The 17,597-nt window shown below is 46.6% G+C and carries 13 protein-coding genes and 2 tRNA genes; all 15 read right to left on the bottom strand.

Translation table 11 applies throughout. The features are described 5' to 3' along the window. Positions 1–5: 5 nt before the first annotated feature. The 15 genes from WDV74_RS14910 to ftsH all read right to left on the bottom strand — a co-directional run bounded on the left by WDV74_RS14910 (position 6) and on the right by ftsH (position 17,560). Positions 6–1,898: a DEAD/DEAH family ATP-dependent RNA helicase gene (locus WDV74_RS14910; protein ID WP_338883599.1), complete on the bottom strand. Its 1,893-nt coding sequence runs from the start codon at positions 1,896–1,898 to the stop codon at positions 6–8. A 170-nt stretch (positions 1,899–2,068) separates the two neighbouring features. After that, the gene (nlpI, locus tag WDV74_RS14915; RefSeq protein WP_338883600.1) at positions 2,069–2,953 is read right to left on the bottom strand and encodes a lipoprotein NlpI; all 885 of its coding nucleotides are present in this window, start codon (positions 2,951–2,953) and stop codon (positions 2,069–2,071) included. 186 nt (positions 2,954–3,139) lie between these two features. Further along, the gene (gene pnp / locus WDV74_RS14920) at positions 3,140–5,278 is read right to left on the bottom strand and encodes a polyribonucleotide nucleotidyltransferase (protein ID WP_338883601.1); all 2,139 of its coding nucleotides are present in this window, start codon (positions 5,276–5,278) and stop codon (positions 3,140–3,142) included. A 257-nt stretch (positions 5,279–5,535) separates the two neighbouring features. Next, positions 5,536–5,805: a 30S ribosomal protein S15 gene (gene rpsO / locus WDV74_RS14925; RefSeq protein WP_189758682.1), complete on the bottom strand. Its 270-nt coding sequence runs from the start codon at positions 5,803–5,805 to the stop codon at positions 5,536–5,538. A 174-nt stretch (positions 5,806–5,979) separates the two neighbouring features. Beyond that, positions 5,980–6,921, bottom strand: a complete 942-nt coding sequence (truB, locus tag WDV74_RS14930; RefSeq protein ID WP_189758692.1) for a tRNA pseudouridine(55) synthase TruB — start codon at positions 6,919–6,921, stop codon at positions 5,980–5,982. Further along, positions 6,921–7,331 (bottom strand): 30S ribosome-binding factor RbfA, encoded by a 411-nt coding sequence (rbfA, locus tag WDV74_RS14935; RefSeq protein ID WP_338883602.1) that lies wholly within the window; start codon positions 7,329–7,331, stop codon positions 6,921–6,923. The genes truB and rbfA overlap by 1 nt, the downstream gene beginning before the upstream one ends. Positions 7,332–7,405: 74 nt before the next feature. Continuing rightward, a complete protein-coding gene (infB, locus tag WDV74_RS14940; RefSeq protein ID WP_273559211.1) occupies positions 7,406–10,174 on the bottom strand; it encodes a translation initiation factor IF-2 in 2,769 nt (922 codons plus the stop codon). A 25-nt stretch (positions 10,175–10,199) separates the two neighbouring features. Beyond that, entirely contained in the window at positions 10,200–11,708 is a 1,509-nt protein-coding gene (nusA, locus tag WDV74_RS14945; protein ID WP_338883603.1) for a transcription termination factor NusA, read from the bottom strand. A 21-nt stretch (positions 11,709–11,729) separates the two neighbouring features. Further along, on the bottom strand, positions 11,730–12,182 hold the full coding sequence (gene rimP / locus WDV74_RS14950; RefSeq protein WP_189758678.1) for a ribosome maturation factor RimP: 453 nt from the start codon (positions 12,180–12,182) through the stop codon (positions 11,730–11,732). Between the two features lie 226 nt (positions 12,183–12,408). Beyond that, positions 12,409–12,485, bottom strand: a tRNA-Met gene (locus WDV74_RS14955). Positions 12,486–12,543: 58 nt separating this feature from the next. After that, positions 12,544–12,633 (bottom strand) — tRNA-Leu (locus WDV74_RS14960). Between the two features lie 85 nt (positions 12,634–12,718). After that, positions 12,719–13,057 carry a preprotein translocase subunit SecG gene (secG, locus tag WDV74_RS14965; protein WP_273559214.1) on the bottom strand — a complete coding sequence of 113 codons (339 nt, stop codon included), beginning with the start codon at positions 13,055–13,057 and terminating at the stop codon, positions 12,719–12,721. A 179-nt stretch (positions 13,058–13,236) separates the two neighbouring features. Next, positions 13,237–14,574, bottom strand: a complete 1,338-nt coding sequence (gene glmM, locus WDV74_RS14970) for a phosphoglucosamine mutase (protein WP_338883604.1) — start codon at positions 14,572–14,574, stop codon at positions 13,237–13,239. A gap of 148 nt (positions 14,575–14,722) precedes the next feature. After that, complete coding sequence (gene folP, locus WDV74_RS14975) at positions 14,723–15,577, bottom strand: dihydropteroate synthase (RefSeq protein ID WP_338883605.1); 855 nt, start codon at positions 15,575–15,577, stop codon at positions 14,723–14,725. A 66-nt stretch (positions 15,578–15,643) separates the two neighbouring features. After that, entirely contained in the window at positions 15,644–17,560 is a 1,917-nt protein-coding gene (gene ftsH, locus WDV74_RS14980; protein WP_338883606.1) for an ATP-dependent zinc metalloprotease FtsH, read from the bottom strand. Positions 17,561–17,597 lie beyond the last annotated feature (37 nt).

The following is a 17,597-nucleotide window of genomic DNA, read 5'->3' on the forward strand; positions in this document are numbered from 1 at the left end:
AGTGCTTATACATTACCACTGCTTTGACGGCGACGTGGTGCTTCATCGTTGCCGCGACCGCGGAAAGAACCACGCTCACCACCACCACGACGTTCGTTGTTAAAACGACGACCACCGTTATTACCGAAACCATCACGGTCACGACGTGGACCATTGCCACCATTACCGCCATTACCATTGCGGCCACCGCGACGCTCACGGCGCTCAAAGGGTTGCGCGTCTCCCATCAACTGCATATTCATTGGCTTGTTCAGAATACGAGTACGGGTGAAGTGAGACAGCAACTCCCCTGGCATACCTTTTGGCAACTCAATCGTAGAGTGGGTAGCAAACAGTTTGATATTACCGATATAACGGCTGCTGATATCACCTTCATTTGCAATTGCGCCCACAATATGGCGAACTTCAACACCATCATCACGGCCAACTTCAATGCGATACAGTTCCATATCACCCACGTCACGACGCTCACGACGAGGACGATCACCTCTGTCACGCTCACCAAAGCCATTGCTATTGCCATTGCGACGACGATCATCACGCTCGTTGAATTCACGGCGAGGACGACGCACTGGATCAGGTGGCAGAATAAGTGGGCGCTCACCTTGTGCCATTTTCAGCAGGGCTGCTGCCAATGTTTCCATATCCAGCTCATCGCCAGTACCCAGCTTAGACAGCAAGGCGCGGTATTGATCCAGATCGCTGCTTTCCAGTTGATTCTGAACATTAGCCGCAAATTTCTCCAGACGACGCTGGCTCAGAAGCTCTGCGTTTGGCAGTTCAACCTCTGGGATGGTCAGTTTCATGGTACGTTCAACGTTACGCAGCAAACGACGTTCGCGGTTTTCAACAAACAACAGCGCACGACCCGCACGACCCGCACGACCAGTACGACCGATACGGTGTACATAAGATTCAGCATCCATTGGAATGTCGTAGTTAACCACCAGGCTAATACGATCAACATCCAAACCACGAGCAGCAACATCAGTCGCAATCAGAATGTCCAAACGGCCATCTTTCAGGCGCTCAAGTGTCTGTTCACGCAGAGCCTGGTTCATGTCACCATTCAGTGCCGCGGAGTTGTAGCCGTTACGCTCCAGCGTTTCTGCAACTTCCAACGTTGCATTCTTGGTACGCACGAAAATAATCGCAGCATCAAAATCTTCTGCTTCCAGGAAACGCACCAACGCTTCATTTTTGCGCATTCCGTAAACAGACCAGTAGCTCTGGCTAATGTCAGGACGGTTTGTCACACTGCTCTGAATGCGAACTTCCTGTGGATCATTCATGAAACGACGGGTGATACGACGGATCGCTTCTGGCATTGTCGCAGAGAACAGCGCGGTTTGATGTTCAGCAGGGATCTGGCTCATGATGTTTTCAACATCTTCGATAAAGCCCATACGCAACATTTCGTCAGCTTCATCTAATACCAAACCTTTCAGGTTGGACAGATCCAATGTGCCACGCTTCAGATGGTCAAGCAAACGTCCTGGTGTACCCACCACAACTTGTGGCCCCTGACGCAAAGCACGTAACTGAACGTCATAACGCTGTCCACCGTAAAGTGCAACAACATTCACATTGCGCATATGTTTGGAAAAATCTGAACACGCTTCAGCAACCTGCACCGCCAGTTCACGGGTTGGCGCTAACACAAGAATTTGTGGCGCTTTAAGTTCAGCGTCAATGTTATTCAATAAAGGCAAGCTGAAAGCAGCTGTCTTACCACTGCCCGTCTGTGCCATACCCAGCACATCACGGCCACTCAGCAGGTGAGGAATACATTGTTGTTGAATAGGAGAAGGCTTCTCATAGCCCAAGTCTCCCAACGCAGAAAGGATAGGTGCCGATAAACCTAAATCAGCAAAAGAGATTTCAGTCTCAGTGGTCATGTAATGGTGCCTCATTGATCATGGCGGCCAGTCTACATAACACAGTGAAAAGAATTTCTGTCATTTTCATTTAAAATGTGAACTGGCTCAAATTATGTTATTAAACGAACAAACAAGCCCTCATCTCCAGAGATGTGGACTTTAAAATCTGTCGTGAAAATGTTCGTCAGCTATTGTTGGTTCGATTCCGATAAGTCATCTTGTTTTTGGCCCAATAATGCCAATTCCAACAATGCATAGCGGTGCTCAACAAAGTTATGCACATTGTTAGCCACCGTCAGCTTGAATAACGCAGTAGCGCTATCCTCATCCCCCAGACTTAGGTAATGTTTACCTAAATAGAAGTCAGTTTCACTGAGATGCTCAGCGAGCGAAGTGTTATCTGTTGAACCCTGCTTTAAGCGTTCCATCAATGTCTTTTCACTGATTTTGCCTAAATAGAATTCAACAATATTCCAGCCCCATCTCCCTCGATTCGCTTTGTCAAAATGGTGCGACAAATTAGTCATTGCAGCCTTAGGATCAAGTTTGTCTTCCACAAGGTACAACCACAACGAACGGAAGGGATCATTTGGATCGTCTTGATAAAACGCCTGCAGATCATCCTGCGCCAATCGATAGCGGCCACCGTAATACAGTGATATGCCGCGATTCATTCGCGCGTAGTTGTAAGTTGGATCAAGCTCTAAAACAGAATCAAACGCTTCATAGGCAGAATCAAAATTGCCTGCCTGCGTAAAATAAATTCCTAAATAATTAAAAATTTCAGGAATATCAGGGCGGATAGACAAAGCCACTGAAAAATCATTCTGTGCCAATGCCCTCAGCCCGAGGCTATCATACAGCACACCTCGTTCATATAAAAGCTGTGCATATTCATCTTCCGTCAGTGACCGACTCGCAAGTATTTGCTCCATACGAGCCAGAATAACCTCTTGTTGCAATGTCGGTTGTAATGGAATAGCAATAACTTCATTTTTACGCCACCCAGTGCCGCTACATCCCACAAGGAGAAAAATAGCCGCAACATAACACCAGCGCAGAAAAGAATTCATTTCCCACTCCCGAAGCCAGACATCAATCAAAATGCCCTATTACTCCACCCACATTGTATATTTCAGGCTTCCTACCCAAAATTAACTCCCTCTCATCTTTCGAACTATTATTACTAAGAACAATAATTCAAAATTTACTGAGATAAACGGCGCCCTTTTTACAGGACGCCGCTCTTTACGTCAAATTTATTCTACTGATGATTCCGGTGATTGCAGTTCCACATCAGTGGTAATCACAGCTTCTTTCATGCTCAGGCGGATACGTCCCTGACGGTCAATTTCCAGCACTTTCACCGGAACTTCTTGCCCAATTTGCAGATAATCAGTGACTTTCTCGACACGTTTTTCAGCGATCTGAGAAATGTGTACCAGCCCTTCTTTACCACCACCGATAGCAACAAATGCACCAAAATCAACAATGCGAGTTACTTTACCAGCATAAATACGACCCACTTCAACTTCCGCAGTGATTTCTTCGATACGTCTGATAGCATGACGTGCTTTGTCACCGTCAGTCGCTGCAATCTTCACTGTGCCATCGTCTTCAATTTCAATGGTTGTCCCGGTTTCTTCCGTCAATGCGCGGATCACAGAACCGCCTTTACCAATCACATCTTTGATCTTGTCTGGATTGATCTTGATAGTGTGGATACGTGGTGCAAATTCAGAAATATCATTGCGTGGGCTATGAATTGCCTGCTCCATCACACTCAGAATATGCAAGCGAGCACCTTTAGCCTGATTCAGCGCAATTTGCATGATTTCACGGGTGATACCCTCGATTTTGATGTCCATTTGCAATGCGCTGATACCATCACGGCTACCCGCAACTTTAAAGTCCATGTCACCCAGGTGATCTTCGTCACCCAAAATGTCAGACAGAACAACAAAGTTTTCGCCTTCTTTCACCAGCCCCATCGCGATACCCGCAACGGCTGCCTTAATCGGTACACCGGCATCCATCAACGCCAGTGATGCACCACAGACAGAAGCCATAGAGGAAGAACCGTTGGATTCAGTAATTTCAGATACCACACGAACAGTATATGGGAATTCGTTGATGCCTGGCATCACAGCCAATACACCACGTTTCGCCAGACGACCGTGACCAATTTCACGACGTTTTGGTGAACCGACCATACCCGTTTCACCAACAGAGTACGGAGGGAAGTTATAGTGGAACAGGAAGCGATCGGTACGCTCACCCATCAGCTCATCGATAACTTGAGCATCACGCTCTGTGCCTAATGTTGCTGTTACCAGTGCCTGAGTTTCACCACGGGTAAACAGGGATGAACCATGAGTACGTGGCAGTACACCTGTGCGAACGTCAAGAGCACGAACCATGTCTTTTTCACGGCCATCAATACGCGGTTCACCACGCAGAACACGGCTACGAACAACATTTTTCTCCAGAGTAGCGAGAACTTCAAGCACCTCAGTTTCTTCCAGTTCAACGCCTTTTTCTGCAAATTCTGCCAGGATAACCGCAGTGACTTCTTCTTTGATATTATCAACCTGAGCGTAACGTTCCTGCTTCTCAGTAATGCGATAAGCATCACCCAGACGACTTTCAGCCAATTCTGCAATACGATCGTGCAGAGGTTGATTAACAGGCTCTGGCGCCCAGTCCCATTTCTCTTTACCTGCTTCAGCAGCCAGTGCATTGATGTTATCAATCACAATCTGTTGCTGCTCGTGACCAAACACAACCGCACCCAACATTTGCTCTTCAGTCAGCAGTTCCGCTTCGGACTCAACCATCAGCACCGCGTTGTTTGTACCTGCAACAACCAGATCCAAACGGCTGTGTTTCAGTTCATCACTGGTTGGGTTCAGTACGTACTGATCGTTAATGTAACCCACGCGTGCAGCACCAATTGGGCCATTGAATGGGATACCAGATAATGCCAGCGCAGCAGAAGAGCCGATCATGGCAACGATATCAGGGTTGACTTGTGGGTTAACAGAAACGACGGTCGCGATGATTTGAACTTCATTCAGGAAACCTTCTGGAAACAGAGGGCGTAGAGGGCGGTCGATAAGACGGGCAACTAATGTTTCACCTTCCCCCGGACGGCCTTCGCGACGGAAAAAACTTCCCGGAATACGGCCAGCAGCGTAAGTACGCTCCTGATAGTTAACGGTCAGAGGGAAGAAATCCTGACCTGCTTTGACTTTCTTTTGACCGACAACGGTGACAAATACCGCTGTGTCATCCATATTTACCATAACAGCGGCTGTCGCCTGACGAGCCATCATGCCAGTTTCGATGGTCACAGTGTGCTGACCATACTGGAATTTACGAACAATCGGATTAAGCAAAATAATTTTCCTTTGTTAGTGTTGCCAATTTAAGAAACTGGCAACAATGGATTTTCTCTTCTTGCTACACCCTCACGACTAATGACAGTGCTCACTGTTTTGAGGACTCTCATTAGCCGCGCGAGTCACTGTAGCGGAAGAGGTTCAAATTTTAGAAACGGTGCAAAAACAGTGGATTAAATTTTCTGTTACCTATCAATTCCGTTTCCTAGAAGAAAAGGGGCCCGATTAGGCCCCTTTCCACTGAAACTCATCAATTAGCGACGCAGTCCCAGACGCTCAATCAGAGCAGTATAGCGTGCAACATCTTTACGCTTCAGGTAGTCCAGCTGCTTACGACGCTGTGCAACCTTTCTCAGCAGACCACGACGGCTGTGGTGATCTTTTTTGTGCTCTGCAAAGTGGCCTTGCAGGTGGTTGATGTCAGCAGTCAGCAATGCGATCTGAACTTCGCTGGAACCACTGTCGTTAGCGCCACGGCCAAATTCAGCAATAATTTGCGCTTTTGCAGCAGTACTTAGAGACATAGTATAACTCCAAATAAGTAATTTAAAATGACGAGTGCCGATCTCTAATTCAGCCACTCATGTACAGACGCGGTATTCTACGCTGCAAATAGATGAAGCGCAAGACAGCACAATCACCGTCATTCTGCGCCCCAATTCAATTTACCTGCTGTAATTCCTTGTCTATTGCTATCATTATTCCGTTTCAACAACCAGACGGCGTGGAGCCACGAGTCCATCATCATCGATCATGGCAATGCCGATGAATTTATTTTCATCTCCTTCGGTCACCCTCACCCATTCATCTGAAGCCAAATTATGTTTGCTGCGAACTGGCTGGCCTTGTTTGAAATACGACGCAACGACAGATGTTAAGTGAATGACAGGAAAATGAACCACGGCGGTATCCATAGGTAACAATAATGGATCAAGCAATTCCCACGCCTCAATTTCTTGATCTTCAGCCTGTTGTTTTAACTCATATAACTGTTCCAACGTTACCATTCTTTGATTGGGATAGTTGGCAACCTGCAAGCGACGCAGATAAATGACATGCGCGCCACAGCCCAAAAGCTCCCCTAAATCATCAATGATGGTACGAATGTAAGTTCCCTTGGAACAGTGTATTTCCAATTCCAATTCATTCCCTTCCCAGCGAATGAATTGCAATTCATAAACAGTGATAGGACGCGCTTCCCGCTCCACTTCAATTCCCTGACGGGCATATTCGTATAGCGGTTTTCCTTGATGTTTCAATGCAGAGTACATGGAAGGAACCTGCATGGTATCACCACGGAATTGCTCCAATGCAGCATTAAGCTGAGATTCGGTGATTTTTACGTCACGCTCACTGATGATTGTTCCATGTGAATCCGACGTATCCGTGCGCTGCCCTAAACGGGCAATCACACGATAGCGTTTGTCAGAATCCAGCAAGAATTGGGAAAACTTAGTCGCTTCCCCCAGACAAATCGGCAACATGCCTGTCGCTAATGGATCCAACGCACCAGTATGGCCCGCCTTACTGGCATTGAAAATACGTCTGACTTTCTGTAACGCATCATTGGAGGAAATATCCTGCGGCTTATCCAGCAACAGTACACCGTGTATAGCACGGCCTCTACGACGGCGCCCCATCATTTTTCCTCATTGTGATCCGCAAATGCGCGACGCTTCTCATCGTTTTTAACGACGTTACTAACCAAATTCGACATCCGCATCCCTTCCACCAAAGAACTGTCATAAGAGAATGTCAGTTCAGGAATGATACGCAGGCGCATCGCTTTACCCAGCAGGGAACGAATAAAACCAGAGGCTTCGTTCAATGCCTTGATACCCTCTTTAACCATCTCTGAATCATGCCCATCCACCAGCACATTCAGAAAGGTAACAAATACTTTGGCATAAGCCAGATCGCGAGAAACCTCAACACCAGAGACTGTCGCCATTCCAATACGGGGATCTTTGATTTCACGCTGTAAAATGATGGCAATTTCTTTTTGCATTTCCTGTGCAACGCGCTGAGTACGACTAAATTCTCTTGCCATTGTTATATCTCCTGACATTTTGGGGGGCATGAAGCCCCCCAAGAATGGAATGAATCTATTGATAAATAACGGTATTAATCGATGGAGCGTTTAACTTCAATCACTTCAAAGACTTCAATCATGTCACCAACGCGAACATCATTGTAGTTCTTCACACCGATACCACATTCCATACCATTACGGACTTCGTTAACGTCATCCTTAAAGCGACGCAAGGATTCCAACTCACCTTCGTAAATAACAACGTTATCACGCAGTACGCGGATCGGATTATTACGCTTGATGGAACCTTCTGTCACCATACAACCCGCAATCGCACCAAATTTCGGTGACTTAAATACATCACGAACTTCGGCAAGACCCATGATCTGCTGTTTGTATTCTGGTGCCAGCATACCGCTCATCGCCTGTTTGATCTCATCAATCAGGTTATAGATAACGGAATAGTAACGTAGATCCAGGTTTTCGTTTTCAATGATACGGCGTGCAGAAGCATCAGCACGAACGTTAAAGCCCAGAATAATTGCTTCAGATGCCGCTGCCAGTGTCGCATCAGTTTCAGTGATACCACCCACACCAGAACCGATGATTTTCACTTTAACTTCATCAGTAGACAATTTCAGCAGTGAATCACTGATTGCTTCACATGTACCTTGAACATCCGTTTTCAGAACAATGTTCAGTTCAGATACCTTGCCTTCTTCTAAGTTAGCGAAGATATTTTCCAACTTAGCTTTATGCTGACGAGCCAATTTCACTTCGCGGAATTTACCCTGACGATACAAGGCCACTTCACGCGCTTTTTTCTCATCACGAACAACAGTTGCTTCATCACCCGCAGATGGCACATTGGACAGCCCCAAAATTTCCACTGGGATAGATGGGCCAGCCGAGGTCACTTCACGGCCAAGTTCGTTACGCATCGCACGGATACGGCCATATTCGAAGCCACACAGAACGATATCGCCTTTGTTCAGCGTACCGGATTGAACCAGAATGGTTGCAACTGGGCCGCGGCCTTTATCCAGGAAGGATTCAATGACCACACCATTCGCCATACCAGTGCGTACCGCTTTCAGTTCAAGCACTTCAGATTGAAGCAAAATGGCTTCCAACAACTCATCGATACCAATACCAGCTTTAGCAGATACATTGATGAACTGGTTTTCACCGCCCCACTCTTCTGAAATGATGCCGTATTGCGACAATTCATTCTTCACGCGATCCGGATCAGCTTCTGGTTTATCGATCTTGTTCACAGCAACAACAACAGGTACGTTGGCCGCTTTAGCATGCTGGATAGCTTCTACGGTCTGTGGCATCACACCATCATCCGCTGCGACAACCAGAACAACGATATCTGTTGCTTTTGCACCACGTGCACGCATGGAGGTAAACGCAGCATGGCCTGGGGTATCCAGGAAAGTGATCATGCCTTTTTCAGTTTTCACATGATACGCACCAATGTGCTGGGTAATACCACCCGCCTCGCCAGACGCCACTTTAGTGGAACGGATATAGTCCAGCAGAGAAGTTTTACCGTGGTCAACGTGCCCCATGATGGTCACAACTGGCGCACGAGGTTCCGCCTGTGTTTCACCCGTATCACGATCGCTCATCAGCGCTTCTTCCAGTTCGTTTTCACGACGCAGGATAACTTTGTGCCCCATTTCTTCGGCAACCAGTTGCGCGGTTTCTTGGTCGATCACTTGGTTGATGGTGACCATTGCGCCCATGTTCATCATGGTCTTAATGACCTGAGCACCTTTAACGGCCATTTTGTTAGCCAGTTCGGCAACAGTAATTGTCTCACCAATCACAACGTCGCGGTTAACCGCAGCAACAGGTTTCGTGAAGCTCTGTTGTAAAGCACTAGGCTTACGTTGCTTACCTTTGGTACGACCCACAGCACGAGCTTCTTCGCGATCAGCTTTCGATTCAGAATGTTTATTATTCTTCTTCTGGCGGGATTTACCGCCGCGGGAGCGGGAACGACGATCGCCTTCTACTTTGGCGTCATTTTCATCTTCCGCATCACGGGCATAGCGGGAAGTGGTTATGTGGTAGTCACTATTGTCACTGTTATCAGAGTCATAAGACCATTTGTCTTGGTTCTCCTCTGCCATTCGACGCGCTTCTTCTGCAACACGTTTCGCTTCCTCTTCCACCTTACGGCGCATTTCTTCTTCAGCTTTACGTTTTAAAGTTGCAGCTTCAGCCTCACGACGCGCTTTTTCATTTAGCGCGGCAGAATGATTCTGAACTGATTTTTGATTGTTTTCGGTATGTTGCTTAGTCACTTTTTCTTTTTCCGCCGCCTCACGCTGAGACAGTTTAGCCTCTTCACGTTTGGCTTTTTCTTCTGCTTCACGTCGAGCGCTCTCTTCCGCTTCACGTTTTGCCTTTTCTTCAGCTTCACGTTTAGCTTGCTCTTCCGCGAGTTTTTTCGCTTCAGCTTCAAGCCGCGCCTTCTCTTCTGCCTCGCGCCGAGCCTGCTCTTCCGCCTCACGCTTTGCCTGCTCTTCCGCTTTAGCCTGTTCAATGGCATCGCGGTTTACATATGTGCGTTTTTTGCGGACTTCAATCGCTACCGATTTACTTTTGCCACCGGTGCCAGGAACGTTCAGTGTACTGCGCGTTTTACGCTGTAGTGTCAATTTACCTGGCTGACCGCCAGAACCGCCTTGTTCGCGGTTCAGGTGGGCCAGCAAAGCTTCTTTTTCTTTCTGGGAAACAGAGTCAGTTGCGGTTTTCTGAATGCCAGCATCAGCAAATTGCTGGATTAGACGTTCCACCGATGTCTGGATCTCTTCTGCCAGTATTTTTACGGTTACCTCTGTCATTCTGTTCCTTCCTGCTACAGTTTATTTATGCATCATCGCCAAACCAACAGATATTTCGGGCCGCCATAATGAGTTCTCCTGCTTTCTCATCATTCAGTCCTTCGATATCAGATAAGTCGTCGATACCCTGCTCGGCAAGATCTTCCAGAGTACAGATGCCACGGGCAGCCAGGTTAAACGCCAAAGTACGCTCCATGCCAGGCAGATTCAATAAATCTTCGGCAGGTTGCTGATCACCAAGACTCTCTTTCTGAGCCAGTTCCAGCGTCGTCAAGGCCGCTTTAGCACGTTCACGAAGAACTTCAACGGTTTCTTCATCAAGGCCCTCTACTGCCAGAAGTTCATTGATTGGCACATAAACCAGTTCTTCTAGTGTAGAGAAACCTTCCTCGACTAATACAGTGGCGAAATCTTCATCAATGTCGAGATGCTTAGTAAATGTATCAATAGAAGCATGTGCTTCTGCCTGATGTTTTGCTTGTAGCTCTTCCGCAGTCATGACATTGAGTTCCCATTTGTCATCACCACGATGTTTTTTCAACAGTTGCGCCGCCAGACGAACGTTCTGACCATTACGTCCAATCGCCTGAGCAAGATTACTGTTTTCTACGGCAACATCCATAGTACAGCTGTCTTCGTCAACCACAATAGATGCAACATCTGCCGGAGCCATTGCATTAATGACAAACTGCGCAGGGTTATCGTCCCACAACACAATGTCAATTCTTTCACCGCCCAGTTCACTGGAAACGGCTTGTACCCTCGCACCACGCATACCAACACAGGCGCCAACAGGATCAATACGCTTGTCGTTGGTTTTCACTGCGATCTTTGCACGGGAACCCGGATCACGAGCAGCCGCTTTGATCTCAATGATCTCTTCACCGATCTCAGGCACTTCGATGCGGAACAACTCAACCAACATCTCAGGACGAGAACGAGTAATGAAAAGCTGTGCCCCACGCGCTTCAGGACGAACATCATACAGAACACCACGCACGCGGTCACCTGGGCGGAAGTTTTCCCGTGGCAACATATCTTCACGTAAAATGACCGCTTCAGCATTATTACCTAAATCCAAGGTAATATTTTCGCGGTTCACTTTTTTGACCTGACCGGTCACGATTTCACCTTGCTGCTCACGGAATTGATCAACAACCATCGCACGCTCAGCTTCACGTACTTTCTGTACGATAACCTGTTTTGCCGTTTGAGTCGTAATGCGGTCAAAGGTCACTGATTCAATTTGATCTTCAATATAACCACCCAGTTCAATCTCTGGGTTGTCAAATTTTGCCGCTTCCAGCGTAATTTCGCGCGTTGGCTGAGTCACTTCGTCAACAACTAACCAGCGACGGAAGGTATCAAAATCACCTGATTTACGATCGATACAAACGCGGACGTCGATTTCCTGCTCATACTTTTTCTTGGTGGCTGTCGCCAGTGCAATCTCTAATGCTTCGAAGATTTTTTCGCGAGGGAGTGATTTTTCATTAGAAACCGCTTCCACAACAGCCAGAATTTCTTTATTCATCCTAGTTGCCTCATCCGAACTTTAAAAGTGGGGTACCAGGTTCGCTTTCTGGATGTTGCTCAGTGCGAACACTTCGTCTTTTCCATCCACCGTAACCGTAATCATTTCACCATCAACTGACTTGATGATACCTTGCCATTTGCGACGGTTCTGCATTGCCATGCGTAAAACCAAACTGACATCTTCACCAATAAAGCGCTGGTAATGTTCAGCCTTAAACAGTGGACGTTCAAGCCCTGGTGAAGATATTTCCAGGTTATAAAGCCCTGGAATCGGATCTTCAACATCAAGCACTGCACTGACCTGGTGGCTAACATCAGCACAATTATCAACAGTGATACCCTCCTCACTATCGATATAGACCCGCAGCGTTGATACACGAGCGCGAATAAACTCCAGGCCAACTAATTCAAAACCCAAAGCTTCAACTGGTGCTGAAATTATCTCTGTTAATTTTTGCTCTAATGTGGACAAGCCCACCCCCAAGACATAAAAAAAGGGCTATATTAGCCCAGTAATTCTGCTGTCAAATAACAAAAAACCCCGACACCCGGGGCTTTATGCAACTGGACCCTATTTACTGCCAGCGGTCTCAACCTACTTCTTTTCTATACCTTCCAAAGCAACCTGTCAAATCAGGGATCGATATTTCAATGGCTGCTGAATTATTTCTGTTGAAAAGATACAGGTTGTTAAGAAGTGGTTGCGGGAGCCGGATTTGAACCGACGACCTTCGGGTTATGAGCCCGACGAGCTACCATGCTGCTCCATCCCGCGTTCGAAAACGTGGCAAATCTTACGCTGATAATACTAAAAACGCAAGTTTCTAGATTAATGGTGCCGAGGACGGGACTTGAACCCGTACGCCCGTTGTTTAGGCACTACCACCTCAAGGTAGCGTGTATACCAATTTCACCACCTCGGCACTGATTTTATAGGTTTGTTATTTTAATGGTTATCTAAACACATCGTTAAAACCAACAACCCTATTTCAATTCTGTTACTGAATGTTACTGTGGGATATCACTATTTGGTTTTGCTGGCGTTACCGGAACTTCTGCCTGTTTTTCAACTTTCACAGGATCGGCAAGGTTATCCCATTTGCTGCCAGAACCCGTTTTGTTACTGGTCATGTTACCGAGAATCAGGCTGATAACAATGAACAACGTAGCAAAAACTGCCGTCATGCGGGTCATAAAATTACCGGAACCCGATGAACCAAATAGCGTGTTAGATGCACCCGCGCCGAAAGAAGCACCCATATCAGCACCTTTACCCTGCTGTAGCAGAACCAGAGCGATTAGCCCGATACCAACCAGCAAGAATATACCTAAAAGAGCTTCATACATATGTTGTACCCGTTTCCTCGTGGTGTTTACCACAATTTCATAGCGACCTTATGTTGCATCACCCGCTCACAAAATTAGAAAAATTAACTTATTGAGCGGGTGTGAATACTAACCAAAGCGTATCAGACACGCAAGATTAATTTTAAATCCTGGCGCTGTTCGAGTAAAAAATCAACAAATCAACCGATTTTTTTCACAGCATCAGCAATACGATGCGCCAATGCCGTGACTTGCTCTTCATCTTCACCTTCCACCATGACACGAATCAATGGTTCTGTACCTGATTTACGCAGCAGAACACGACCACGGCCATTTAATTCAGTCTCAACTGATTTTACGGTTTCAAGCACTGATTCTGATTGCAGAGGATCGGCATTACCTGCAAAGCGAACGTTAACCAAAATTTGTGGCAGAAGTTTCATGCCACTGCACAGATCATGCAGGCTCATATTATTGCGTACCATTGCACTCAAGACTTGCAACCCAGCCACAATGCCATCTCCTGTTGTGGTTTTGTCTAGCAAAATCACATGGCCTGAATTTTCTGCACCCAGACGCCAGCCTTTTTCCTGCAATTTCTCCAGCACATAGCGGTCGCCAACTTTCGCACGTTCAAATGGAATACCAAGCTGTTTCAATGCCAACTCTAGCCCCATATTGCTCATCAACGTACCCACTGCACCACCACGTAGCTGACCTTGTCTCAAAGCTTCACGTGCAATGATATAAAGGATCTGATCGCCATCAACTTTTTGCCCCAGATGATCAACCATGATGATACGGTCACCATCGCCATCAAATGCCAGCCCAACGTGCGCCTGTTCTTCCAATACGCGCTGTTGCAATAAACGAACATCTGTTGCACCACATTCTTCATTGATGTTGATGCCATTAGGTTCACAACCAATGGTAATCACCTCCGCTCCCAGCTCTCTGAGCACATTCGGGGCAATATGGTAGGTCGCACCATTGGCGCAATCCAAAACAACTTTCAACCCACTTAAACTTTGTTCACTGGGGAATGTCCCTTTACAAAACTCAATGTAACGACCCGCAGCATCAACGATCCGACTCGCTCGCCCTAACTCAGCAGATTCCACACAAGTTAGAGGTTTTTCCATTTCTGCTTCAATCGCTTCTTCAACATCATCCGGTAATTTAGTCCCGTCAATGGAGAAAAATTTAATGCCGTTATCATAGTAAGGGTTGTGGGAAGCAGAAATAACAATGCCAGCTTCTGCACGAAAAGTACGTGTCAGATATGCCACCGCAGGAGTGGGCATTGGACCGGTAAAAGATGCCGATAATCCCGCAGCCGCCAATCCAGCTTCGAGGGCAGATTCCAGCATATAACCTGAGATTCGGGTATCTTTACCAATGATGATTTTTCGAGAACCATGACGCGCCAGCACTTTTCCCGCGGCCCAACCAAGTTTTAATACAAAATCAGGAGTAATTGGAGTATTTCCCACTCTGCCACGGATACCGTCAGTACCAAAATATTTACGGTTACTCATAAATTTCTTTTTCCTTTGCTGAACGAATCTTTTGCTCTCAGCGTTTTTTGCTGACACCATGTTCTTTACAAACTCTGTATTCTACAAACTCTGTATTCTACAAACTCTGTATTCTACAAACTCTGTATTCTATGAACATGAATTCTTTTCAGATACCGTATGTCGTACAGGTATTATTGGCAGACAGTGTTGCGTGAACGACTTGCATTGCCTGAACGGTTTCTTTTACATCGTGCACACGGATAATCTGGGCACCTTTCATCGCTGCAATCACAGCACAGGCAACACTTCCTGTCACACGCTCCTGTGGTGGTACATCAAGTAGTTGGCCAATCATGGATTTACGTGACATCCCTGCCAGAATAGGTAATCCCAAATGATGGAATTCTTGCAAGTGAGCCAATAACTGGTAATTATGCGATAAGTTCTTACCGAAACCGAAGCCAGGATCAAGGATCAGGTTGTTTTTTGCGATACCCGCCGCAGCACAGCGTTCAATTTGTTGTATCAGGAAGGTTTTTACTTCCGAAATAACATCTTCATAGTGAGGTTCTGTTTGCATTGTGCGAGGTTGCCCCTGCATATGCATCAGACAAATCGGCAAGCCACTTTGGGCTGCCGCATCAAGTGCTCCAGGTTCTTGCAATGCACGGACGTCATTGATAATATGCGCTCCCGCCTTGGCTGATTCTCGCATAACAACAGCTTTTGAAGTGTCAACAGAAATCCAGGTATCAAATCGTTGTACCAGCGTCTCAATCACTGGAATAACACGATCCAATTCTTCCTGCTCACTTACCTCATTTGCTCCGGGACGAGTCGATTCTCCTCCCACATCAATAATAGTTGCCCCTTCTTTGATCATCCTGGCGGCATGCTCTAATGCTGCATTAAAAGTATTATGGGTTCCACCGTCAGAGAAGGAATCAGGGGTAACGTTTAAAATTCCCATCACTTGTGGGCAGGAAAGATCGAGGACGCTGCCTCTGGCTGTGAGTTTCATCGCTAAGTGCCTTAATGTCAAAACCCCAGGACAAGCCTGGGGTTTAATACAAGATTGTTAGCCACGTTATGCGGTTGGATTACCATCCGCAGGCTTTGAAGTTTGCTGCGGAGATGGCGTGTTATGACGATTGCTATTACCGCCATTTTTATCACCTTCCCAGCCTGCTGGTGGACGTACTGTTGTACGATTCATCAGATCATCAATCTGTGGAGCATCAATAGTTTCATACTTCATCAGTGCATCTTTCATTGAATGAAGAATGTCCAGATTATCCGTCAGAATCTGACGAGCACGTAAATAGTTACGATCGATGATAGCCTTCACTTCCTGATCGATTAAACGTGCGGTATCTTCAGACATATGTTTTGCCTTAGCAACCGATCGGCCGAGGAAAACTTCACCCTCTTCTTCCGCATACAGCAATGGCCCCAGTTTTTCTGAAAAGCCCCACTGTGTCACCATGTTACGCGCAATAGAGGTCGCCACTTTAATATCGTTGGACGCACCAGTAGAAACATTATCTACACCATAGATAATTTCTTCCGCTAATCGGCCACCGTATAGGGTTGAAATTTGGCTTTCCAACTTCTGGCGGCTTGCACTGATTTGATCGCCTTCAGGTAAGAAGAACGTCACACCCAACGCACGGCCACGCGGAATAATCGTCACTTTATGCACAGGATCGTGTTCTGGAACTAAGCGACCAATAATAGCATGCCCTGCTTCATGGTATGCCGTGGCTTCTTTCTGTTCCTCCGTCATAACCATTGAACGACGCTCTGCACCCATCATGATCTTATCTTTGGCTTTTTCGAACTCAACCATAGAAACAACACGCTTGTTACCACGAGCGGCAAACAAGGCAGCTTCATTCACAAGGTTTGCCAAATCTGCGCCAGAGAAACCGGGTGTACCCCGCGCAATGACTGATGCATCAATATCAGTATCCAGCGGAATGCGGCGCATATGAACTTTCAGGATTTGCTCACGGCCACGAACATCCGGCAGACCAACAACGACTTGACGGTCAAAACGGCCAGGACGTAACAAAGCTGGATCGAGAACATCAGGACGGTTAGTCGCTGCGATAACAATAATGCCTTCGTTACCTTCAAAACCATCCATCTCAACCAACATTTGGTTCAGTGTCTGTTCACGTTCATCATGTCCACCACCCAGACCAGCACCACGCTGACGACCTACTGCATCGATTTCGTCAATAAAGATAATACATGGCGCAGCTTTTTTCGCCTGTTCAAACATATCACGAACACGGGAAGCACCAACACCAACGAACATTTCAACAAAATCAGAACCAGAGATAGTGAAGAAAGGGACTTTCGCTTCTCCAGCAATAGCTTTCGCTAACAATGTCTTACCCGTACCTGGAGGACCAACCATCAGGATGCCTTTCGGGATCTTACCACCCAGTTTTTGGAAACGGCCTGGTTCACGCAGGTATTCAACCAATTCGCCTACTTCTTCTTTTGCTTCATCACAACCCGCAACGTCGGCAAACGTGGTTTTGATCTGATCTTCCGTCAACATCCGAGCTTTGCTTTTACCAAAAGACATCGCTCCTTTACCGCCACCGCCTTGCATTTGGCGCATAAAGAAGATCCAGACGCCAATGAGCAGTAACATTGGGAACCATGAAATAAAGAGGGTCGCCAACAGGCCTTGCTGTTCTGGTGGTTCACCAACAACTTTTACCTGCTTATTGAGTAGGGTATCCAGCAACTTTTCATCCTGAATTGGCATATAAGTGCTGTATTTTCCACTGTTGTCTTTCTTAGTGAAATCAATGTCACGACCCGAAATACGTACTTCGCTTACTTGATTCTGCGATATCTCATTGATGAAATTAGAGTAATCAACCCTACGACCACTGGAATCGCCGGGACCAAAACTCTGGAACAATAACATCAAGACAACTGCGATGACTAACCAGAGAATCAGGTTTTTCGCCATGTCACTCAAGGGATTAACCTCATATTACAACTGTGTTAACAAATAG

Origin of the sequence: Xenorhabdus sp. TH1, from assembly GCF_037260955.1 — a bacterium.
Taxonomy (GTDB): Bacteria; Pseudomonadota; Gammaproteobacteria; order Enterobacterales; family Enterobacteriaceae; genus Xenorhabdus; species Xenorhabdus griffiniae.